This is a genomic window from Deltaproteobacteria bacterium (assembly GCA_028818775.1).
Lineage (GTDB): Bacteria > Desulfobacterota > Binatia > UBA9968 > JAJDTQ01 > JAJDTQ01.
Genome location: JAPPNE010000140.1, coordinates 56,861 through 78,038, shown reverse-complemented (window position 1 = coordinate 78,038; position 21,178 = coordinate 56,861). Strand labels below are relative to the sequence as shown.

The window sequence follows — 21,178 nt, the reverse complement described above, 5'->3', positions numbered from 1 at the left end:
TGGCCACCAGCGCGACGAAATCCATGATGTCGCGGCTCGCCTGGAACGCGGCGAAGGAGATCACCATCAGCATGAAGGGCGCCAGCAGGTGGTAGCGGATGGTGGTGAGGCGCGCGATGGCCGGAGACAGGAACAGGCACAGGCCCGCGCCCACCACGTTGGCCAGGGCGAGGCTCCAGACGATGGTGTAGGTGACGTGCAACTCGGCGGTCAGCATCCGCGGGCTCGGCTCCAACCCGATCAGCACGAGGCCGCCGATGAAGACCGCCATGCTGCCGCTCCCGGGGATGCCGAACAGCAGCGTCGGGATGAGCCCGCCCCCTTCCTTGGCGTTGTTGGCGGACTCCGGCGCGAGCACGCCGCGGATGTCGCCGCTGCCGAACTGGGACTTGTCCTGGGCGGTCTGCACCACGTGGCCGTAGGCGATCCAGTCCACCACCGAGCCGCCGAGCCCGGGGATGGCGCCGATGAGCGTGCCGATGCCGGCGCAGCGCAGGCACAGCCAGCGGTTGCGGATCATGTCCCGCAAGCCGTCCAGCCAGCCCTTCCCCAGCGCGTGCGCCCGGGAGATGGCGCCGGCGCCGCGCAGCAGGTCCACCACCTCCGGCAGGGCGAAGATGCCGAGCCCCACCACCACCAGCGGGATGCCGTCCGCCAGGTAGTCCACCCCGAACACGAGGCGCTCCTCGCCGGTGGCCGGAGCGCCGCCGATGGCGCCGACCACCAGCCCGAGGCCGCAGGAGGCCACGCCTTTCCAGATGGAATTGCCCGAGAGCACCCCCACCATCGAGATGCCGAGCACCGCGAGCATGAACAGCTCCGCGGTGGTGAAGAACAGGATCACGGGCCTGGCGATGAGGACGAAGAAGGTGAGGATGACCGCGCCGAAGAGCCCGCCGAAAAGCGACGCCGAGAACGCCGCCCCAAGGGCGCGCGCGGCCTCGCCCTTGCGCGCCAGCGGGAAGCCGTCCAACACCGTGGCCTGTGACGCGCTGGAGCCCGGGATGCCCATGAGCACGGAGGTGAAGGTGTCCGAGGTGGGGATGACCGCCACCAGCCCCACCAGCATGGCCAGGGCCGACACGGGATCCATGCCGTGGAGGAACGGAATCAGCAGCGACAGGCCGACGATGCCGCCGAGCCCCGGGAAGATCCCCACCACCAGGCCCAGCAGCACGCCCACCACCAGGAAGGCCATGTGCTGGGCATGCAGCAGCGTCGAAAAGGCTTCGATGAGCGCGTCCAACATCCGCCGGTCCTCCTGTCCTCGGCCCACGGCCTAGAGCCCATCAGGGCCAGGAACGTGCTGCCCAGGGTCCGAAACGAAAAAGGGCGGCCGTGCAAGTCCGGCCGCCCTCGCTTTCAGGGTCTGAAACCCGTCCGAGCGCGGTCGCGCCCGACAGGACGCGGACACGCGGGACGCGTGATCAGAACACCACGTTGTACTTCTTCGTCAGCCAGTCACGCACCCATTTCCTGGCCTCCGCCGGGACCTGCGTGGCCGCCTTGAACTTCAACTGGGCCGCCGCGCCCGTCACCTGGTCGTAGGTGCCGATCTTCTTGTCCTTGTTGGCGATGTACTCGGGGTCCGCCAACATCTTGTTGAAGGCATCCTCGTAGGCCTTCGCCACGTCGTCGGGCGTGCCCTTGGGAACCACCACGAACTTCTGGGCCGGGAAGCCGGCGGTGAAAAAAGCCTTCCACGCGTCGAACCAGATGCCCGACGGCTTCTTGCCGTGGACCTGCTCGTAGACCTCGGCGAAATGCGGCAGGTCCGGGAAGTTGGGATCGCGGACCAGGTTGCCCTTGGCGTCCAGGGCGCCCCAGGACATGATCGGCAGCGCGCTGCCCTCCTTCACCAGCGGGGTCACCTTCGAGAGGTAGGCCGCGGAGGTCTGGTAATCGATGGTGGTCTCGCCGGTCATGAACGCCTTGCGGCCGGCGGAACGGCCCTTCATGCCGAACACCGCCTTGACGTCGAGGCCGAGCATCTCGAACGCCAGCAACGGGACGAGATCCAGCGACGTGGCGCCTTGGGAGCCATACTTGAGCGACGGCTTCTTGGCTGCCAACTCGGCGGCCGTCTTGACCCCGAGCTTCGGGGTGGTGTAGGCGACACCGCCCGTGGCATAGGCCAGCAGCGGGCGCCACTTGCCGTAGTCGTACTTCACGCGCTTGTCGCCGAGCAGGAACGGGAACTGGGTGGAGCCCGAGGTGCCCAGGAGATCCAGGCCGTTGGGCTTGGCGCGCTTGGCGAAGAGGTTGGCGCCCTTGGTGGAACCGCCGCCGGGAACGAACTTGAGGCGGACGTCGGCGCCGCTGTGCTTGCGCAGGAACGGCTCCACGAAACGGGCCCAGCGGCCGGATCCGCCGCCCTCGCTGAAGGGAATCGTCCAAGTGACGATCTTGCCCTTGATGTCCGCCGCGGCAACGTCGGTTGCCGGCCATGCGAACGTCAGCGAGATGGCCGCGACCAACCCGTAAAAGAAATAACGGCTGGCTTTGTACATGCTGTCTGTCCTCCAGTTCGGAAGCGGTGGCACCGCTCGAAAATGATCCGGGACAGGGTAACGGAGCCGGCCGCCCGCCGCAACCCAAAAAAAGACCCGCAGATTATGCTGCGAATTAACCGGACAGGCCACTAGTTCGCTCCAGGGTGGACACCCGCGACGCAAAGCTGCTAGCAGAAGAGCAACAGCAGTGATCGTCCAGCCACCGGAGAACACCCATGCCCCTGATGATCGACAACCGCATCGCCGAGCAGGCGCTCGACATGAACGACGCCGTCGAGGCCATGGAAGACGCGCTCAGGCAGCTCGCCGAGGGCAACGCCGCCTTCCAGCCGCGCACCGACCTGTGGTCCCCCACCGCCACCGTGGGCGACTACTTCCGCTGGGGCTCGCTGCTGGGCGCCATCAAGGACCCGCCGATCCTAGCCTTCCGCTTCAAGCTCGACATCATGACCTGGCAGGAATACAACGGCGCGGTCACCGAGCACTGGTTCAACGTCGAGCCGGGCAAGTACTGCGGCATCATCCTGCTGGTGGACACGCGCACGGGCGAACTGCTGTGCATCATGAACGACGGCTATCTCCAGAGCTACCGGGTGGGCGCCACCGCCGGGGTCGGGGTCAAGCACCTGTCCCGCGCCGACTCCAAGGTCATGGGAGTGCTGGGCTCCGGCGCCATGGCGCGCACCTACGCCATGGCCGCGTGCGCCGTGCGCCCCATCGAGCACATCAAGGTATTCAGCCCCACCCAAGCCAACCGCGAGGCCTACGCGAAGAAGATGGCGGAAGCCCTGGGGATCAAGGTGACCGCCGTCAACTCGGCGCGGGAGGCCATGAGCGGCGCCGACATCGGCGCCACCTGCACGGACTCGCGCGTGCCCCTGTTCCAGGCGGACTGGCTCCAGACCGGCATGCACGTCGTGGACGTGCGTCCGGAGGAGCTCGAGGACGAAACCTACGAGAAGGCGGACGTGGTCATCGGGACCTCCAACCAGGCGGTGTTCAACTATGCCCTGGGCACCCAGGAGGAACGCGACCGGCGCCCCATCGACAAGAACTACATGCGCCGCTACACCGACCGGAACCACACCACCCTGTCCGAGGTGCTGATGGGCGAAAAGCCGGGGCGGGAGAACGACGGGCAGACCACCTTGCACCACAACTTCTCCGCCGGCATCCAGTTCGCCGCGGTGGGCTACCTGGTCTACCGCTACGCGAAGGAGAACGGCCTCGGTCACGAGCTGCCGCTGGAGTGGTTCCAGCAGGACATCCGCAACTAGTGGCCGTTCCCACCGGACGGATGAAAAAACGCGGGATCTCCCGGCGCCAGCCCGGAGGGCTTGTCCCGCCGGGAGCGGAGCGTGGGCTCCCGCGTCCATGACGCAATACCTGCCTCAAGCCGTCGGGCTCCTGACCGCCTGGACCTACGGCATCAGCATCATCTCCGCGCGCCGGGGCTTGCAGTACTCCAACGCCACCACGGTTACCCTGCTCTCTCTGATCTCTCAGACCGTGCTGTTGTGGACGGTCGTAGCGCTCTTTACCGGGGTGCCCGCCGTGGGTGCCTCGTTCCTGTGGCCCGCCGTGATCGTGGGGTTCCTCATGCCCGTGGTGCGCTGGCTCACCTACACCGGCATCGCCCACATCGGCGCCGCCCGCGGCACGGCGCTGCGCTCCACCCATCCGCTCTTCAGCACCCTGCTGGCGCTGACCATCCTGGGCGAGACCGCGACCCTGTGGGTCCTCGCCGGCATCGTCCTGGTCGTGGCGGGCATCACCCTCGTCTCGTGGCGCGACGAAGAACGGCTGGCCGGCGCCCGCTGGTGGCACGGGATCTACTCCCTGGGCGGCGCCTTCAGCGCGGCGGTCGTGCACAACATCGCGCGCTACTCGTTGCAGGACGCCGGCTACCCGATCCTGTTCGCCGCCATCGTCGGCGCCGTATCGCTGGCGACGTTCGCCGGTTACCTGGCGTTGCCGGGAACGCCCACCCGGCCGGTATGGAACCGGCAGTCCCTGGGACCGTTCGTGGCCGCAGCGCTGCTGGAGAACCTGGGGTTCCTGTTGTTCGTCACGGCTCTCAGCGTCGGTCCGGTTGTGCTCGTCACTCCCATGGTGGCCACCCAGCCCATGTGGGTGCTGCTCTACACCGTGGCTTTTCTGCACAACATCGAGATGGTGACCCGGCGCACCGTGGGCGGCAGCCTCGCGGTGGTGGCCGGGACGCTGGCCATCACTCTGGGAGGCGCAGCGCAATGAGCGGAACCGGGACCGCGGACCGCCCTTCTCCCGCGCGGGCTTGCGCAGGGTCGTCAGCGGGCGAGGCGATGAGGGAAACCGGCGGGAGCGACCCTGCCGGCCACCGGAAGGCATCGTGAACGTGGCCTGGCTCGAACCGCGTCTGCTGCGCAACTTCGTGCTGCTCTACGGCAGCGCCCTTTTCTCCGGGCTCGCCTGGGGCATGGTGCTGCCCACCATCCCGGTGCTTTCCAGTTCGTTCGACATATCCATGGGCGTGGCGGCCCAGACGGTCACGGCCTGGGCCGCGGGCCGTTTCTGCGGCACGCCCGTGAGCGGCATCATGCTCGACCGCGCCGGTCCGCGCGTGATGATGGTGGGCGGGGCCGCCGTCACCGGGCTGGCCGCCCTCGGGGCGTTTCTGAGCCCGGTCTTCGCGGGCCTGCTGCTCGCGCTGTTCGTCATCGGCGCCGCCGACGCGGTGTGGGCCATGGGGCGGGAGGTGACCGGCATCGATCTCACCGCCCAGAACCAGCGCGGCCGGGTGATGAGCGGATTTCACGGCGTCCACCACAGCGGCGTCACCCTGGGGCCGCTTGTGGGCGGCTTCCTCACCGTATCCGCGGGTTTCCGCACCGTGTTCGTCGCCTCCGCCCTTGTGTCCGCGCTGGCGACCCTTTGCGGCCTGGCGGTGGACAAGCCGGCGGTCCGGGGCGCGGCGCCGCGGACCCCGGTGCGGGCCGCCTCCGGAGGCCTGGGGCTGCGCCACCTGGCCGGACGCCTGATGGCTCTCTACCGCGAGGTGGAGCCGTCGCTCCGCCCGACGTATGCGGTCCTGGTGGCCGCCACCATCGCCAGCCTGATGTTCCGGCTGACGCTCCAGAGCATGCTGCCTCTCTATGCCGGCGCGCACCTGGGCTTCACGCCCGTGGAGGTGGGCGCGCTCTTTTCCATCTCGGGCTTGGTGGTTTTCTTCATGATCGTGCCCGCGGGCTTCGTCCTCGACAAGGTGGGCAGGAAGTGGGCGACCGTGCCCAGCACCTTGATCCCCGCCGTGATCTTCCTCGCCATCCCCCTGTCCGGCACCTTCCTGCAATTGGCCGCACTGCTGTCCGTCCTCGGCATCGCCAACGGCCTCTCCCTGGGCTGCCTCGCCACCTCCACCTACGACGTGGCGCCCCAACACGTCCGCGGCCGCCTCCAGGCCATGCGCCGCACCATCGCCGACCTGGCGGGCCTTGGCGCCCCCCTGGCCGGCGGCATGCTCGCCGACGCGTTCTATCCCGGAGTGCCGTTTCTCGCCCTGACCCCGATCCTGTGGGTGGCGACCGCGCTGCTGGCGTTCGTGGCGAAAGAGACGCTGGAGCGGTAACGGCTCACGGTGCGGCGGCACCGTCGTCGCCGTCGTCCTTGGAGGGGCCGGCCGCTTCGAGCCGCTCGCGGAAGCGTGCCGTGGCGGCCCACGCCGCCTCGTACCGGCTTTCGTCGATGCGGCCCCGCATCCGCTCCACCCTCAGCAGCAGGAAGTAGGTCTGGATCACGTCCTGGCGGCAGTACTCGTGGATCTCCGCCAGCCGGCCCTCCTCCCAGAGGTCCTGGACCATGGAGCCGTCGATGTTGCCCTTGCCGCGCAGGCCGATGAGCTTGCACAGGAGGTCGAAGCCGCCGCGGATGCGGTTGACGCCGTGGTTGCCGATGAACTCGTAGAGGTCGTAGTGGCCGTCTTCCGAGTAGCGGTAGCGGTGCCCGAAGCGCTGGTTGAAGTAGCGCGGCGCGCTGCAACCGTACTTGAGAGCGTGGAGCTCCAGGACGGGGAGGTCGAAGTTGCGGCCGTTGAACGACACCAGCGTGCCGTTGAAGCGTTCGACCCGCTCCCAGAAGTCGCGGACGATGGCCTCCTCGCTGTAGTCGTCGGCGCACAGGGTCTCCACGTCGACGAGCACGGCGTCGTTGTTCACGATGCCCACCGCGATGGAGATGGGCACGTGGAAGGAGAGCGGAAGGAAATCGCTGCCGGTCTCCGCCACGCGCTCCGCGCGCAGGCGCTCGTAGGCGACCCGGTCGGAGACGTCGTCGTGGGGAGCGTAGACCGACTTGACCAGAGCTTTGTCGATGCGGGTTTCGATGTCGAAGACGGCGTAGGTCATTCCGGCCGCACCAGCAGGACTCTATCGGCGGGCAACTCCAGCGGCAGCCGCTCCCAGGATTCGCCCTCGTCTTCGGAGACGAGAATGTCGCCCCTGCCCTTCTGGCTGGCGTCGCTGGAACGGCCGCGGGAAACGGCACCCAACCCGGCGTACACGCGCCCCGAGTCCTCAGGATGTTGGGTCAGCGCCCATACCATCTGCGGCATGTGGTCGGGCAGGCCGCGGTCGACGCCCACGCGCTCCCAGTTCTCGGCCAGATCACGGCTGCGGAAGAGCGCGCCCTGGGCCTTCTCGGGACGGTCCCAGTAGCCCGGCGACTTGTCCGCGGTGGCCACGAGCACCACCGGCGGGTCTCCCGGCAGGAAGACGAAGTCGTGGAAGTAGTCCCGGGTCATGCCGTATTCCGCCCGCTGCCAGCCCGAACCTGGATCGGCGCTGCGGAAGAAGCCCTGGGCCGTGGCCACGAACATAGGCCCCGCGCCCGCGGGGGTGGTGCTGATGTGGTGGATGTCCAGGTAGTCGATGCCGCCGCTCACGTCCTCGAAAGAGGCGCCGCGGTCGAAGGAGCGCACGATGCCGCCGTGCTCCAGGCAGACGTAGAGGGTCCGGGGATCGTCCGGCGAAACGAAGATGTGGCGCACGTGCTCCCGGTGCGGCGGGCGCGGGTAGGTCCACTTGGCGCGCACCTCGGACGGCAGGTCCTGCAACGCCGACAGCTCTTCCCAGGTTCCGCCGCCGTCCTCGCTGCGGAACAGGTGGATGGGCTCGGTGCCGACGTAGACCACGTCCGGGTCGGTGGGGTCGACGGTCACGGCGCGCACGTTGCCGGAGAAAACCGTGCGCCAGCGTTGTCCGCCGTCGTCGCTGCGGCACAGCCCCTCTCCGGCGACGCTGGCGTAAACGATCCCGGGCCGTTGCGCCGGGCCGTCAATGGCGTCCACCGTGCCTGGAGGAAGCGCTGCGTCCAGTTCCTCCCAGCCGCGACCCCGGTTGCGCCACACCTGCAAGCCTTCCTGCGTTCCCGCCAGTATGCGTTCGGTCATCGCCGCACCTCCCGGACTCGTATCCTGCTAAGCCAGCCTGCGACCCCGCCACCGCCCCCGAATCGTCATCACGGTTTCGCGGTCAAGTCTTCGATGGCGGCCATCACCTCGACGTAGGTGCCGCAGCGGCAGATGTTGCCGGACAGGTAGTCGCGCACCTCGGCCTCGTCAGGCTTGGGGTTTTCGTTGAGGAGGCCCTTGACGGCCATGATCATGCCCGGCGTGCAGAAGCCGCACTGGAACGCCTGGCGGTTCAGGAACGCCTGCTGCACGGGATCGAGGTTGCCGTCCCGGCCGAGGCCCTCGATGGTGAGCACATCCCGCCCCTCGGCGTTGCTGGCAAGCATCAGGCACGAGCTGACGGGCTTGCCGTCCACCAGCACCGTGCAGGAGCCGCACACGCCCACGCTGCAACCCTCGTGGGTCCCCTTGAGCCGCAGGTCGTCGCGCAGCACGTCCAGCAGGGTCTGGTTGGACTTGACCGAAAGCTCGCGTTCGCGTCCGTTGACGGTGGCGGTGATGAGGTGTCGCATGGCTACCCCTCGCTCTCTTCCTGCCTGTCCCCGGATGCCCCGGCGTCGCGTTCGGCCAGCGCCGCCACGATGCGCTCCGGGCGGAGCGGCAGCTCGGTGATGTTCACGCCGCCCAAGGCGTTGGCCACGGCGTTGCCGATGGCCGGGGCCACCGCCGGGATCACCGCTTCGCCCGCGCCCTTGGCGCCGAAGGGACCGTCCGGGTGCGGGGTCTCCACCAGCAGCGACTGGAAGCGCTCCGGGTGGTCCTCCATGGAGGGAAGCATGTACTCCAGCAGGGTTCCGTTCACCGGCTGGCCCTGCTCGAACACCATCTCCTCGAAGAACGCCGCGCCCAGGGCCTCCAGCATGGAGCCCTCGTTCTGGAGCCAGCACTGGAGCGGGTTGATGGCCTTGCCCACGTCCACCGAGGTGGCGATGTCGAGCACTCGCACCTTGCCGGTTTCCACGTCCACCTCCACCTCCGCGGCGCAGGCCGAGAAGAACCAGAAGGCCGCGGCCTTGCCCTTGCCGGTCTTGGGGTCGAGGCCGCCCTTGACCTGGAAGTTGCAGCTTCCGAACACGCTGCCCACGGAATCGCCGTACTTGACCCGCAGCAGTTGCGGGATCGTGAGGCTCCGGTCGGGCACGCCCCGGACGCTCACGCCGCCGGCGCCGAGTTCAAGATCCGCCTTGTCCACTTCCAGCGCCTGGGCGCCGGCCTCCAGAAGCTGCTCGCGCACCTCCTCGGCGGCCCGCAGCGCGGCGTTGCCCATGTGGAAGGTGGTGCGGCTGGAACTGGTGGACTTGTCGTAGGGCGTCACGTCGGTGTCCGGCGCGGACACCGTGACCCGGTCCACCGGCAGGCCGAGCCGGTCTGCCACGATCTGCGCCAGGCAGGTGCGCACCCCCTGGCCGATCTCGGTGCTGCTGGTGAGGAGCATCACCGAGCCGTCGCTGTTCAAGCGCACGCCGGCGGCCGACGCCGTGGGCGTGGTGGTGCTCTTCATGATCACCGCGAGCCCCTTGCCGCGCCGCAGCGCGCCCTGGCCGGCGCTGTCCGCCTGCTCCTCACGGCCGCGCCAGCCGACGCCCGCCGCCGCCTGCCGCAGACAGTCGGAAATGCCCACCGACACCAGCGACTCGCCGGTGACGAAGACGTCGCCTTCCTGAAGCAGGTTCTTGAGCCGCAGCTCCAGCGGGTCCATGCCCAGGTGCCGGGCGATGCGGTCCATCTCGGACTCGTAGGCCCAAGCCACATGGGGCACGCCCACGCCGCGGTAGGGGCCCGCCGGCGGCAGGTTGGTGTAGACCGCGTAGGTGGTCAACCTGCGGTTGGGCACGCGGTACGGCCCGCTGGCCACGTAGGAACCGGTCTTGGCGTTGGCCGGCCCGGACAGGGCATAGGCGCCGAGATCGTAGAAGACCTCCACCTCCCGCGCCACCAAGGTGCCGTCGCGCTTGAAGCCGGTCTTCATGCGCACGAACCCGCCGTAGCGCCGCCCGGTGAGGAACACCTCCTCGCGCGTCAGCACCCACTGCACCGGCCGCCCGGCCTTGCGCGCCAGCAGCGCCGTCACCGGCTCCAGGCGGGCGTGGGTCTTGCCGCCGTAGCCGCCGCCCACGAACGGGACGACGACCCGGACGCCGCTCTCGGGCAGGTCGAAGATGCGCGCCAACTGCTCCTGGAGCCCCACGGCGTTCTGGCACGGCGTATGCACCACGAGCCGGTTGGGCGACTCCCACACCGCCGTGGCCACGTGCGGCTCGATGTGGCCGTGCTGCACGGGAGGCATGCGGTAGGTGTTCTCGAAGATCTCGTCGCACTCGGCGAAGCCGGCGTCGACGTCGCCGTCGGCGGCCCGGAACACGCTGCACACGTTGCCGCCGGCGTTCAAGTTGAGCTGCTCGCGGAAGACGGCCGCCTGGGTCTCGAAGCGCTCCTCGTGGAGGATGGGCGCACCAGGTTCGGCCGCCTCCACCACGTCGAAGACCGCGGGCAGAGGCTCGTACTCTACTTCGATGAGCTCCACCGCCTCCTCCGCGATCTCGCGCTCCTCCGCCGCCACCGCCGCCACGATGTCGCCCACGCAGCGCACCCGGTCGATGGCCAGCACCGGCTGGTCCTCCACCACCGCGCCGTAGTAGGGGTTGAGACCTTCGAGGTCGTCGCGGGTCACGACGGCAATGACGCCGGGCAAGGCCGCGGCCTTGCTCACGTCGACGCTGACGAGCCTCGCGTGCGGGTGAGGGCTACGCAGCGCCTTTGCATGGAGCATGCCGGGCAGCTCGATGTCGGCCGTGTACTGGGCGGAGCCGCAAACCTTGGCGTTGCCGTCCACCCGCGGGACGTCGCTCCCGACGGCGCTCACGGGCACGCCTCCTTCCACGCCGCGGCCAGGGCGCGGCGCCCGAGCACGCGCACCAAGTGGCGCTTGTACTCCGCCGATCCGCGCAGGTCGGGGATCGCATCGATCTCCTCAGCGGCGCGTTCGGCCATCTGTTGAAGCGCCCCTTCGGTGGGATCCGCCTCGCACAGAAGCAGTGGCCGGGCCGCCACCGCCCCCACCGCGAGCCGCGCCTCCACCGGACGGTCATCCTCCAATCGCACCAGCGCCGTAATGCCCGCGCACGGCCGCTCCTCCGACGAGCCCGTGGTGAACTTTAGGTAGTCGCCCACCAGCCGCCCCCGCACCGGCGGCACGGTTACAGCCGTCACCATCTCCCCCGGCTCCAGCGCCGTCTCGTAGGTGCCCAGGAGGAAGTCCGCGAGCTTCATGGCGCGCGAGCCGTGGGTTCCGCTCAACTCCACCTCGGCGTCGAGGGCCACCAACACTCCCGGCGGATCCGACTGATGATCCCCGTGGGCCAAGTTGCCGCCGATGGTGGCGAGATGGCGGATGCGGATGTTGGCCACCTGGTGGCAGGCCGCCGCCAGCACCGGCAGGTGCTCCCGCACCACCGGCGAGGTCTCCACCTCGTGGATCGTGGCCATGGCCTCGATGCGGACCGCGCCGGCGGCATCCCGCGTGATGGCGTTGGCGCCTTCCAGCTTCTTGAGATTGACCAGGGTTTGGGGCCGCAAAAGCCCTTGCTTGATGAGGATCAAGAGCGCGGTACCGCCGCTCACCGGGCGCACGTCTTCGCCGTCATCGAGCATCCGGCAGGCTTCGGTGACGGTCTTGGGTTCGAGGAGGTCGAAGTTGCGCATGGTCCGTGGGCCTTAATCCGTACCTGGGATGCGTCACGGAGCGCCGTACCAACTCCGCGGGCTCTCCTGGCGAAGGCTGCATGTCACCGTCGCATGAATAACACCGCACGAGTGGCGTTGCAACGAACCGACCACGGTCGCGGCACTTTGACCCGACCTGCTAATGTGTATAATACATACTGTGCGCAGTACGGAGATCATTCGGAGACTCAAAAGAGACGGCTGGACACTCCGCAACACACGAGGGAGCCACCAACAGTTTGCCCATCCGGAGAAGCCGGGCCACGTAACCGTCAAACACCCAACCAAGGACATCCCCACCGGAACGTTGCGCAACATCTATCGACAGGCACAATGGGACTGGAAGGATCGCTGATGCAATTTCCTATCGTCATACACAAGGACGAAAAGAGCGGCTACGGGGTGACGGTTCCGGACCTGCCCGGCTGTTTTTCCGCCGGAGACACCCTTGAGGAGGCCATTGAGTCCGCTTACGAGGCCATCGCCTGCCACATCGAGGGGCTCCTCATGGACGGGCAAGCGATACCGCGAGCGGCATCACTTGAAGCACACCGCGAGTCGGAAGACTACAAGGATGGGATATGGGCACTCGCCGGCGTGGATGTGTCAAGGCTGTCAAGCACGGCCAAGCGCGTAAACATCACCGTACCGGCACGTGTTCTGGCAATTATCGATGAAGCCGCGGCCCGGGAAGGTCAGACTCGCTCGGCTCTGCTTACCCGGGCGGCACTTAGCTACGTGGAACAGCGAAGCCGATGAAAGTAATTTCGCCCAAGGGCCGAATTCGCTACACAACCTCCCGCTGCCGCCGGAACAGCCCCGCCACTCCCCCGCCGATGGCGAACGAGATCACCCCCAGCGCGACGAACCCCCAGTGGAAGCCCAGGTCGGCCACGAGGATGCCGGCGAGGAGGGGGCCGATCATGCGGCCGAAGGAGGTGCCGCCGCGGATGAGGCCCAGGGCGACGCCCTTGCTGGAGTCGTCGGCGACCTGCAGGGCGAGGGTGGTGGAGCCGACGTTGGAGAGGCCGAAGCCGGCGGTCATCAGGCACAGCGGCACGAGCAGCGCGATGTAGCTCTGGCCGAAGACCTGCAGGACGAATGCGGGGACGGTGACGAAGACTCCCAGGAGGATCACGGTGCGGGTGCCGACGCGGTCGCACAGCCAGCCGCCGGTGAGCCTTCCGGCGGTGTCGGTCAGGCGCGAGATGCTGACCATCGTGCCGATGATGTCGAGGGTGAGACCCCGGCGCACCGCCAGGAACGGGAAGGCGATGCGGGTGACGCCGATGAGGCAGAGGAACGATTGGAAGATGGCGAGGCAGGCGCCGAGAAAAGCCGGCTGGGCCAGGAGTCCCTTGCCCACGCGCCAGAGGGGCAGCGAGCCGCGCTCCACCGGCTTCTCGGTCCGGTGTCCGCGCGCCAGCAGGAGGAAGACCAGTCCCAGGCTCTGGGGCACCGCCACCACCAGGAAGAGCTTGTCGAGGCCCCACCACTCGCCCACGAACCCGCCCATGGTGGGTCCCAGGGCGAAGCCCAGGCCCAGCGCGGCGGCCACCTGTCCCTGCGCCTTGCCCTGCTGCTCGGGCGTGGACTGGACGAAGACGATGCGCCGTATGGCGAGACTGAACATGGCCTCCGTGAGCCCGATGATGGCGAAGGCCAGCAGGAACACCGCCAAGCTCTCCTGGAAGGCGTAGCCCACCAGGCTCGTGACGACGGCCACGAGCATCGATCCCAGCAAAAGGAAGCTCGAGCGGAAATAGGATGCCAGCGTGCCGGACAACACGTCGGAACACAGCGCGCCGACTCCGTTGACCACCAACGGCATGCCCACCACCGACACGGGAAATCCCTTGGAGTGCATGTAGAACGGCGCCAGCATGGCGCTCCCGATGGCGCCCGAGGCCATGCAGATGGAAGCCAGCGAGTACAGCAGGTTGGAGGAGATTCCCATTCGAACGCGCACCCTTCCCCGTCGTCCGAGGCGTCAGTCGGCGGCGGCGCTCCTTCCCCACCCGCGCACGCGCCCGGTGAGGACGAGGCCGAGCGCGAGGAAGGGCAGCGGCAGCAACCACAGCATGGCGGCGCGCTGCGCGGCCACGAACCCCACCGTGCCCGCGCCTTCCAGGAGAGCCACGGCCAGCCCGATGCCCAGGGCTCCCGCCCCCGGGCCGCACGCCGACAGCAACCCGCCGACGAGCCCGTAGTGCTCGCGGGGCGCCAGCCCGAACACGGTCTTCTGGTGCGCCGGCAGGAAGATGCCCACGCCGACCCCCACCAGCGCGAGAGCCAGCAACACCATGGCCGGACTCGATCCGTCTTGCAAGCCGGCGTAGGCGACGATCCCGGCCGCGCCCGCCACCAGTCCCCCCGCCACCAGCATCCAGGGCTGCACGCGATCCGAGAGACGTCCGCTCACCGGGGAACAGACCGCGGCCACCACCGGCAACGTCGTCAGGATGAGCCCGAGAGCAAGCGGCGTCACGTCCAGCACGTTGCGCATGTAGAGCGGCGACAGCAGGAAGATGGGGAAATAGGCCGCCGAGAACAGCACCATGCTGAGGAATGCCAACACCAGGGGGACGTTCGTCATCACCGGCAACGGGATCAGTGGCCGCCGCGCCCGGAACTGGCGCAGCACGAAGGCCGCCATGCCGGCGCCGCCGAGAAGGAACCAACCGGCGATGAAGGGCGAGCGCCAGCCGCTGTTGGCACCGAGGCTCAACCCCACCAGGACGGACGGAAACCCCAGGATCAGGGCCGCCGCCCCAGGGTAGTCGAAGGCCTCGCGGCTCCGCTGATCCTTGTCTCGAAGCAGGAGCCAGACGGCGGCGCTGACCGCCATGCCGATGGCGGCGTTGGCCAGGAACACCGCGCGCCAGCCCGCCATATGGATGAAGAAGCCGCCCAGGGCCGGTCCGGTGGCGCGTCCGATGCCGGCCGCCGACAACAGGACGCCCAGGCTCCAGCCGGTGCGTTCCGGCCGGGCGACGGTGGCCGTGATGGCCGTCGACATGGGGTTGGCCATGGCCAGGCCCACGGTCATGACCAACCGGCACGCCATGAGTTGCGCGAACGTCTGCGAGGCGGCGACCAGCGCCGCGCCCGCGCCGTAGAGGGTCACTCCTATCCTGTACAGCCGGTTGCGGCCGAGGATGTCCCCCGCCCTGCCCAGACACAGGGCCACGCTGGAAGACAGCACCAGCCCCATGGTGGCGATCCACTGCACCGCCGACAGGCTGCTGCCGAACTCGGCCTGGATCATGGGGACCGAGACGTTGATGCTGCCGTAGCTGTTGAAGAACAGGAAGGTGCCGGCGGAAAGGACGCTCAACACCCGGATTTCACGAGCCCCGGCCCGCATGTTCCCAGCCGCACATGCGTCAGTCGTCCTGGACGACTCCCTTGACCACGTAGTCGCCGGACTTCTCGTCCGCCTCCAGGTCCAGAAGGTTCAGGGACTGGGCCTCTTCCAGCAGCTTCCCGAAGGAGCGGAAGCCGTGGTAGCGCTCGTTGAAGCCCGGCTTGCGGCGCTTGAGGGTCTGCTTGACCATGGAGCCCCAGATGGTGTCCTTGGCGCCGCGCTCGTCGAAGAGATGGGCGACCGTTTCCACCACCAGGTCCAGGGCCTCCTGAGCCTCCTGCTTCTCCGTTTCCTCGGCCGGAGCCTTCTCCTCCGGTGGCGCCTTCTCCTCTGCCGGCGCCTTTTCCTCCGCCGGCGTGGCGGCGGTCTTGCGTGACGCGCGCCCGGTGCGCCCGCGCTTGGCGCCGCCCCGGCGCTTCGACTCGCGCACGAGGTCGTCGTAGTAGATGAACTCGTCGCAGTTGGCGATGAGCAGGTCTGACGTGGAGTTCTTCACGCCGACGCCGATGACCACCTTGTTGTTCTCGCGCAGCTTGCTCACCAGCGCGGAGAAGTCGGAGTCGCCGCTGATGATCACGAAGGTGTCCACGTGCGACTTCGTGTAGCAGAGGTCCAGGGCGTCCACCACCATGCGGATGTCCGCCGAGTTCTTGCCCGACTGGCGCACGTGGGGAATCTCGATCAGCTCGAAGGAGGCCTCGTGCATGACCGGCTTGTACTCGCGGTAGCGCTCCCAGTCGCAGTAGGCCTTCTTGACGACGATCTTGCCTTTGACCAGCAGGCGGTCGAGGACCTTGCGCATGTCGAAACTGGCGTAGCGTGCGTCGCGTACGCCGATGGCGATATTCTCGAAGTCGCAGTAGAGCGCCAGGTTTTCGGTCTGTGCCACGTTGTCGTTCTGGTTCTTTTCAGCCACCGCTCACCTCTTCACCACGTTCACCGGAGAGCCGTCCATGTAGCCCTTGATGGCGGCGAGGTAGCCGTCGAAGTAGGCGCCGTAGTTCGCCTCCTCCACGTAGCCCAGGTGCGGCGTGATGATCGTGTTGTCGCAATTCCGTAGCGGATGGTCCGGCGGCAAAGGCTCGGTGTCGAAGACGTCCAGGCCCGCGCCGCCGATGGCCCCGCGCCGCAAGGCGTCCACCAGGGCGGCCTCGTCGATGATGGGGCCGCGGGAGGTGTTGACGATCAGGGCCGTGGGCTTCATCCGCGCCAAGTCGGCGCTCCGGAACAGCCCGCGGGTGCGGTCGCTCAGCACCAGGTGGATGGTGAGGATGTCGGATCGCGCCAGCAATTCTTCCTTGCTCACCAGGGTCACGCCCACCTCTCCGCAACGTTCCTCGGTCAGGTTCTGGCTCCACGCGATCACGTCCATGTCGAAGGCGAGCCCCACCCGCGCCACGCGGGCGCCGAGCTTGCCCAGACCGGCCACGCCCAGGGTCTTGCCCGGGAGGCCCGTGCCCACGGTCTCCTGCCAGCCTCCCGCACGCGTGGCCCGGTCTTCTCGCGGGATGTGCCGCAGGAGTCCCAGGATGAGGCCCCAGGTGAGCTCCGCCGTGGGCGCGCCCACGCTGGGCGTGCCGCACACCGTCACCCCTCTCTCGCGCGCGCAGTCCAGGTCGATGGACGCGTTGCGCATGCCGCTCGTGACCAGCAGCCGCAGGTTGGGCAGGCGTTCCAGGAGCGTGCGCCTGAAGGGCGTGCGCTCGCGCATGACGCATACCACGTCGAACGGCCGCAGCCGTTCGGCCAGGGCGTCGTCGTCACTCAGATGGTCGTGGAAGACCGTCACCTCCAGGCCTTCCGGAATTTCCCGCGCTTCCAGGAGCGACTGGGCGACGTTCTGATAGTCATCCAGGAAGGCGGCTTGCAACTTGCTCATTTGTACCTTTCAGGGTGCTTCACCCGCGGGCGCGCGGACCGCCCCTGCGTTCGTCGCGCCAGGCGTCGACGGTGCGGCCGGGCACGCCAATGAAAACAGGACAGGGCAGGAAGTCCCACAGGTTCTTCAAGACGCGAGGTCGCGGAGAACGGCGCGGCAGGGAGCTCCGTCCGCGCCGGCGATGCAGACAGGGAAGCAGATCAACTCGTACATCCCCGGGCGAATGTCCGTCAGGTCGACGCCCTCCAGCAGGGCGAGCCCGTGATCCAGGAAGGCCCGGTGCACCGGCACCTGCTCGTCCGCGTGGGCGACCGAAAGGTAGTCGAGTCCGACGAGGCCGTAACCCTTGGCCACCAGGGCGTCCGCCGCCTCCACCGAGAAGGCCACGAAGTCGGGATCATACGCGGCGCGCCGAAGGAGTTCCGAGTTGCTCGTCTTGAACAGGATGCGCTCGCCCGGCGGGAGTGGCGCGACATGCTCGGCGGTGATGTAGCGGTGCGCGTCCACCTCGTGCACCAGGGCCGGCCCGATGAAAAGCTCCAACGGCAGCTCGTCGATGGACGCGCCCTCGGCAACGAAGTGGAACGGCGCATCCATGTGCGTGCCGCTGTGGACGCTCATGTTCACGCTCGACGAGTTGTTGTGGTCGCCACGCTGCATGCGCCTGCGGTCCACCAGCTCGAACGGCGTACCGGTCACCCAGCGCGCGGTGGCGGGGCTCAGCTTGAGTGAGATGTCGTAGTACTGCATGTCGTTTCTTGCCGGGCGCCGCTACCGATTCCGGCACAGGGCGGATTGAGGCACTTCGGCGCAGAATTCCGCCAACCGCTCCTGCTGCGCACGGTCGCCCGCCGGCGACTGTGTCCCCTGCCCTGCCTGCCCCGACCCTGTCGTCGCATTGTCGGGCTTCGCTGCGCCGTCGTTTTGCGCCTTCAGGAGCGCGGCTACCTCGGCGTAACGCCGCTGGGTAGCCTTCATGCTCTCTTCCAACGCCAGGGAAAGCTCATCCCAGCGCTTGTCGTCACGTTCGTTGCGTTGAGCGAGAGCCTGCCCCTGCTCCCTTACCGTATCCGCCACCGCCGCCAGACGCTTTTCCAGATTCGCCAAAGTCTGGCCCTGCTGCACGGTGGACCCCGAGGGCTTGGCGAGATTCGTTCCCAGGTCCTTCAGTTGCTCGGTCAGGCTCCCCTGGTTCCTTTCCACGAGCGCGGACAACTGCTGGTTACCTTGCGCGACGCTGCGGCCCACTTCCTGCTCGAGACTTTCCCGTACCGCGGCCAGACTCTTGTCCCGCTGTTCCCTGAGCTGTTGCGTCCACTTCTTCAATTCCTGCTGCAACACCTCCCGCTGCGCAGATGACAGGGCCGCCGTGAGCTTGCCCTCCAACGCGGTGCCGTCCGAGTTCTCCGACAAGCCGCTGGCTCCGAGCAGCTCCACCGTCTCGCGCACCCGCGCGAGCTGCCCTTCGGCATGGGCGAGCGAGATCATCATCTCGGTCAGGTTGGATTCGTTGCCCTGGGCCGTCCGGGCGAGAGACGCCTTCAGGTCGCGAATCTCCCACGCGGTGTACCCCAGCGCCACCGTGGCCGCCACGAGTACCAGGAATGCAATCGTCTTGCCGAACAGCGAACTCATCGGCGTGGTCTCCGGCGGCCGGCTCCGGCCGCCGGGTCAGTTGGCCGCGGCCTCCAGCCGGCCGGCGGCTTCGGGGCTGAGTTGGGGGCGCACGAAAGCCTGATAGATGGACTCGTTCTGCAGCCACATGATGTCCACCCGGGTTCTCACGGCCGCGCGCATCTCCTCCTGAAGCCCCGCGTCCATGATGTGTTCCTTGATCACTTCCACGATGAAGTTTCCGTGTCCTTCGTCATGGTACTCGTGTGCCCGGAAGAACGCCAGAGCCTCCGAGGGAATCCAGGGGTAGTTCGTTTCAAGTGCCTGGCGCTCTTCGCCCATGCGCTTGGGACCTTCCCCTTCGAAGACCAGTCCGGTGCCGATGGCCACGGCCCAGTGGCTTTGCTGCACCAGTTGCACGTACATCTCCAGGGCCGCCTTGATTCCCGGCAGGGGTTCGTAGCCCTGCATCTCTTCGCGCGGAATGCCCAGACCCTCGCCGAAACGGGTCCACAACTCCGCGTGGCTGGGGTACTCGCCGCCGAACAGATCCTCACCCTCCTCCTCCACCATGTTCTCCAGCAGCATGCGCCGCAGCGCCTGGATGGGGCACTTCTGGTAGCGGATGCCGAAGAACCGATGGATGTTGCGGAACTCGTGAAACTGGTTCTTGGCCCAACCCTGCAACTGCTCCCGGGTGAGATCTCCACCCAGGAGCAGTCGCCGGACCGGATGCACCGGATACCGGCCCCGCAGGACACCACGGAGGTCGTCGATCAGCGCTTCCGGCGCGAGCACTTCCATACTTCCTCCCGACTCCGCCTCGGCTACTGGCCGGGGACGAAGAGCTGCTGGCGCCGCACCTGGCCGGGGAAGACGTCCTTGCACTCGCCGTCCTCCAGCACGACCTCGCCGTTGACCACCACCGCGCCGATACCCGGCGGATGGCGGAAGATCTCGTTCTCGTCGAGCTTCTTCGGCATGCGCTTGCTGGCGAGGTCGTCGACCTTGTCCGGGTCGAACACGGTGACGTCGGCCGGCAGGCCGGTCTTGAGGATGCCCCGGTTCATTCGCAGCTTGGCCGCGGGATGGCCGGTCACCTTGTGCACCGCCTCCTCCAGGTTGAAGAGGCCCTTGTCGCGGCGCCAGTGGCCGAGCACCCGTGTGGGGGCGCCGTGCCAGAAGAAACGGTCCAGGTGCGCGCCCGCGTCGGTGCCGATGAGCCCCTCGGTGGTCTTGATCATGTCGGCAAGCAGGCCCATGTGGCCGTTGGCGAAACCCTGGTAGTAGAGCTTCGACGCCAGCCCGTCCTCGAGCCAGGTATCGAAGAAGGCGTCCGACTCGGATTTGCCGCTGGCCGCGGCGATCTCCGCGACGTTCTGTCCCTCGCGCGACCTGAGGTCCTCGCGCTGCATCACGTCGAAGTACACGCCTTGCCATCCGAGCCACTCGATGTAGGCGGGCTCGCCAGCGTTCTCGCGCCGCTGCTCGTCCAGCCTGCGGCGCACGTCGGGATCCTGAAGCTTGCGCGCCAGCTCGCCGCGGTCCTGCTTGATCTCTTCCCACAGGGGCAGGCCGTCGAAGATGAAGCAGTCGTCCACGTCGAACCGCCGGATATGCGAATACGGAATCACCACGCCGTAGATGTCCTTGCCCCGTTCCCGCGCCTCCTTCATGTACTCGATGGCGCGTTCCCCGTCTGCCTTCTCGCCCGGCCGCACGCGGAACTCGTTGCCGATCATCGGCACGTTGATCTTCTCCACCAGTTCGGGGAAGCCGCTCTCGGGCTTCAGCAGGTTGCCGAACCCGTTGAACTGGAAGCAGCCGCCGTACTCGCCGGCGACGTTGGCAAGGGCCGCCATCTCCTCCTGGGTAGCCAGGGTGCTCGGTGTGCCGGCGTGGATGGCCGGGCCGCCGCGCGGGCTGGACGAAAAGCCGATGCCGCCGGCCTCCATCCCTTCGCGCACCATCTGCTTCATGGCCTCCAGCTCCTCGGGCGTGGCTTCGCGCTGGTAGGCCGCCTCGCCCATGACCACCAGCCGCACCGGGGAGTGGGGCACCAGGGCGGCCACGTTCACCCCCACCCGGCCCTCCAGGTAGTCCAGGTACTCGGGGAAGGTCGTCCACTTCCAGTCGTCGTCGTTGACGTAGTCGTCGAGCACACGCCGCAGGTACTTGATCAGCACGTCACGCGGCTCGCCCACGGGCGGCACCGGCGCGATGGAGGCGCCGCAGTCGCCGATAACGATGGAGGTGACACCGTAGTTGACCACGGGATTGCCGTGGGGATACTGCACGATGAAGAGGTCCATGTGGGTATGGGAGTCGATGAATCCCGGCGCCACCACCTGGCCGCGGGCGTCGATCTCGGTCGTGCCCGGCCCGACGTTCTTGCCGATGTCCGCGATGGTTCCTCCAGCGATCGCCACGTCCGCCTCGAAGCCGGGGCTTCCGGTACCGTCGACAACCAGCCCGTTCTTTACGACCAGATCATGCGCCATGGTTCTCCCCCTTTTGCCAAGTGTGGAATATGCTTGTCCGACTCCCCTAGTTAGACCGAAAGTCCGCATCGCGTCAAGGAAAGGCCCACCTGCAACCATCACGGCCACGCTTCCCGAGACGCCCGTGCGTTCCGG

At 67.8% G+C, this 21,178-nt stretch carries 20 protein-coding genes; 5 read left to right on the top strand and 15 right to left on the bottom strand.

Annotated elements, in window-relative coordinates:
* Positions 1-1,249 (bottom strand): tripartite tricarboxylate transporter permease (locus tag OXU42_15415; GenBank protein MDE0030778.1); only part of this gene is annotated, 1,249 nt, incomplete at its 3' end.
* Positions 1,250-1,427: 178 nt separating this feature from the next.
* Entirely contained in the window at positions 1,428-2,510 is a 1,083-nt protein-coding gene (locus OXU42_15410) for a tricarboxylate transporter (protein MDE0030777.1), read from the bottom strand.
* Between the two features lie 218 nt (positions 2,511-2,728).
* Between OXU42_15410 and OXU42_15405 the strand changes: the two genes are divergently transcribed.
* The 3 genes from OXU42_15405 (at position 2,729) to OXU42_15395 (ending at position 6,120) form a co-directional block, all read left to right on the top strand.
* The gene (locus OXU42_15405; GenBank protein ID MDE0030776.1) at positions 2,729-3,790 is read left to right on the top strand and encodes an ornithine cyclodeaminase family protein; all 1,062 of its coding nucleotides are present in this window, start codon (positions 2,729-2,731) and stop codon (positions 3,788-3,790) included.
* 97 nt (positions 3,791-3,887) lie between these two features.
* Positions 3,888-4,769: a DMT family transporter gene (locus OXU42_15400; GenBank protein ID MDE0030775.1), complete on the top strand. Its 882-nt coding sequence runs from the start codon at positions 3,888-3,890 to the stop codon at positions 4,767-4,769.
* A gap of 115 nt (positions 4,770-4,884) precedes the next feature.
* Entirely contained in the window at positions 4,885-6,120 is a 1,236-nt protein-coding gene (locus OXU42_15395) for an MFS transporter (GenBank protein MDE0030774.1), read from the top strand.
* A 4-nt stretch (positions 6,121-6,124) separates the two neighbouring features.
* Here OXU42_15395 and OXU42_15390 read toward each other — a convergent pair whose 3' ends face one another.
* From OXU42_15390 to OXU42_15370, 5 genes are all read right to left on the bottom strand, one after another.
* Positions 6,125-6,895: a 3'-5' exonuclease gene (locus tag OXU42_15390; GenBank protein ID MDE0030773.1), complete on the bottom strand. Its 771-nt coding sequence runs from the start codon at positions 6,893-6,895 to the stop codon at positions 6,125-6,127.
* Complete coding sequence (locus tag OXU42_15385) at positions 6,892-7,938, bottom strand: hypothetical protein (protein MDE0030772.1); 1,047 nt, start codon at positions 7,936-7,938, stop codon at positions 6,892-6,894. Before OXU42_15385 ends, OXU42_15390 begins: the two co-directional genes overlap by 4 nt.
* A 68-nt stretch (positions 7,939-8,006) precedes the next feature.
* The gene (locus OXU42_15380; GenBank protein ID MDE0030771.1) at positions 8,007-8,471 is read right to left on the bottom strand and encodes a (2Fe-2S)-binding protein; all 465 of its coding nucleotides are present in this window, start codon (positions 8,469-8,471) and stop codon (positions 8,007-8,009) included.
* Between the two features lie 2 nt (positions 8,472-8,473).
* Positions 8,474-10,822, bottom strand: a complete 2,349-nt coding sequence (locus tag OXU42_15375) for a xanthine dehydrogenase family protein molybdopterin-binding subunit (protein ID MDE0030770.1) — start codon at positions 10,820-10,822, stop codon at positions 8,474-8,476.
* Positions 10,819-11,661 carry a xanthine dehydrogenase family protein subunit M gene (locus OXU42_15370; GenBank protein MDE0030769.1) on the bottom strand — a complete coding sequence of 281 codons (843 nt, stop codon included), beginning with the start codon at positions 11,659-11,661 and terminating at the stop codon, positions 10,819-10,821. The genes OXU42_15375 and OXU42_15370 overlap by 4 nt, the downstream gene beginning before the upstream one ends.
* 181 nt (positions 11,662-11,842) lie before the next feature.
* On the opposite strand from OXU42_15370, the gene OXU42_15365 reads away from it, so the two are divergent.
* On the top strand, positions 11,843-12,037 hold the full coding sequence (locus OXU42_15365; GenBank protein MDE0030768.1) for a type II toxin-antitoxin system HicA family toxin: 195 nt from the start codon (positions 11,843-11,845) through the stop codon (positions 12,035-12,037).
* Entirely contained in the window at positions 12,016-12,441 is a 426-nt protein-coding gene (locus tag OXU42_15360) for a type II toxin-antitoxin system HicB family antitoxin (protein MDE0030767.1), read from the top strand. The genes OXU42_15365 and OXU42_15360 overlap by 22 nt, the downstream gene beginning before the upstream one ends.
* A 28-nt stretch (positions 12,442-12,469) precedes the next feature.
* Here OXU42_15360 and OXU42_15355 read toward each other — a convergent pair whose 3' ends face one another.
* The 8 genes from OXU42_15355 to OXU42_15320 all read right to left on the bottom strand — a co-directional run bounded on the left by OXU42_15355 (position 12,470) and on the right by OXU42_15320 (position 21,112).
* Positions 12,470-13,639, bottom strand: coding sequence for an MFS transporter (locus OXU42_15355; GenBank protein MDE0030766.1), 1,170 nt, complete (start codon positions 13,637-13,639; stop codon positions 12,470-12,472).
* 33 nt (positions 13,640-13,672) lie between these two features.
* On the bottom strand, positions 13,673-15,019 hold the full coding sequence (locus OXU42_15350; protein MDE0030765.1) for an MFS transporter: 1,347 nt from the start codon (positions 15,017-15,019) through the stop codon (positions 13,673-13,675).
* 49 nt (positions 15,020-15,068) lie between these two features.
* Positions 15,069-15,965, bottom strand: coding sequence for an NYN domain-containing protein (locus tag OXU42_15345; protein MDE0030764.1), 897 nt, complete (start codon positions 15,963-15,965; stop codon positions 15,069-15,071).
* A 3-nt stretch (positions 15,966-15,968) separates the two neighbouring features.
* Positions 15,969-16,928 (bottom strand): D-2-hydroxyacid dehydrogenase family protein, encoded by a 960-nt coding sequence (locus tag OXU42_15340; GenBank protein ID MDE0030763.1) that lies wholly within the window; start codon positions 16,926-16,928, stop codon positions 15,969-15,971.
* Positions 16,929-17,054: 126 nt separating this feature from the next.
* A complete protein-coding gene (locus tag OXU42_15335; GenBank protein ID MDE0030762.1) occupies positions 17,055-17,678 on the bottom strand; it encodes a cyclase family protein in 624 nt (207 codons plus the stop codon).
* A gap of 21 nt (positions 17,679-17,699) precedes the next feature.
* The gene (locus OXU42_15330; protein MDE0030761.1) at positions 17,700-18,563 is read right to left on the bottom strand and encodes a hypothetical protein; all 864 of its coding nucleotides are present in this window, start codon (positions 18,561-18,563) and stop codon (positions 17,700-17,702) included.
* Between the two features lie 36 nt (positions 18,564-18,599).
* A complete protein-coding gene (locus tag OXU42_15325) occupies positions 18,600-19,346 on the bottom strand; it encodes an iron-containing redox enzyme family protein (GenBank protein MDE0030760.1) in 747 nt (248 codons plus the stop codon).
* A 23-nt stretch (positions 19,347-19,369) separates the two neighbouring features.
* Entirely contained in the window at positions 19,370-21,112 is a 1,743-nt protein-coding gene (locus tag OXU42_15320) for an amidohydrolase family protein (GenBank protein ID MDE0030759.1), read from the bottom strand.
* Between the last annotated feature and the right edge of the window lie 66 nt (positions 21,113-21,178).

Excerpts from the sequence above, each read along its gene's own strand:
- OXU42_15410 (MDE0030777.1), bottom strand. The coding sequence starts at position 2,510 with ATGTACAAAGCCAGCCGTTATTTCTTTTACGGGTTGGTCGCGGCCATC.
- OXU42_15405 (MDE0030776.1), top strand. The coding sequence starts at position 2,729 with ATGCCCCTGATGATCGACAACCGCATCGCCGAGCAGGCGCTCGACATG.
- OXU42_15400 (MDE0030775.1), top strand. The coding sequence starts at position 3,888 with ATGACGCAATACCTGCCTCAAGCCGTCGGGCTCCTGACCGCCTGGACC.
- OXU42_15390 (MDE0030773.1), bottom strand. The coding sequence starts at position 6,895 with ATGACCTACGCCGTCTTCGACATCGAAACCCGCATCGACAAAGCTCTG.
- OXU42_15385 (MDE0030772.1), bottom strand. The coding sequence starts at position 7,938 with ATGACCGAACGCATACTGGCGGGAACGCAGGAAGGCTTGCAGGTGTGG.
- OXU42_15380 (MDE0030771.1), bottom strand. The coding sequence starts at position 8,471 with ATGCGACACCTCATCACCGCCACCGTCAACGGACGCGAACGCGAGCTT.
- OXU42_15370 (MDE0030769.1), bottom strand. The coding sequence starts at position 11,661 with ATGCGCAACTTCGACCTCCTCGAACCCAAGACCGTCACCGAAGCCTGC.
- OXU42_15360 (MDE0030767.1), top strand. The coding sequence starts at position 12,016 with ATGGGACTGGAAGGATCGCTGATGCAATTTCCTATCGTCATACACAAG.
- OXU42_15355 (MDE0030766.1), bottom strand. The coding sequence starts at position 13,639 with ATGGGAATCTCCTCCAACCTGCTGTACTCGCTGGCTTCCATCTGCATG.
- OXU42_15340 (MDE0030763.1), bottom strand. The coding sequence starts at position 16,928 with ATGAGCAAGTTGCAAGCCGCCTTCCTGGATGACTATCAGAACGTCGCC.
- OXU42_15335 (MDE0030762.1), bottom strand. The coding sequence starts at position 17,678 with ATGCAGTACTACGACATCTCACTCAAGCTGAGCCCCGCCACCGCGCGC.
- OXU42_15330 (MDE0030761.1), bottom strand. The coding sequence starts at position 18,563 with ATGAGTTCGCTGTTCGGCAAGACGATTGCATTCCTGGTACTCGTGGCG.
- OXU42_15325 (MDE0030760.1), bottom strand. The coding sequence starts at position 19,346 with ATGGAAGTGCTCGCGCCGGAAGCGCTGATCGACGACCTCCGTGGTGTC.
- OXU42_15320 (MDE0030759.1), bottom strand. The coding sequence starts at position 21,112 with ATGCGGACTTTCGGTCTAACTAGGGGAGTCGGACAAGCATATTCCACA.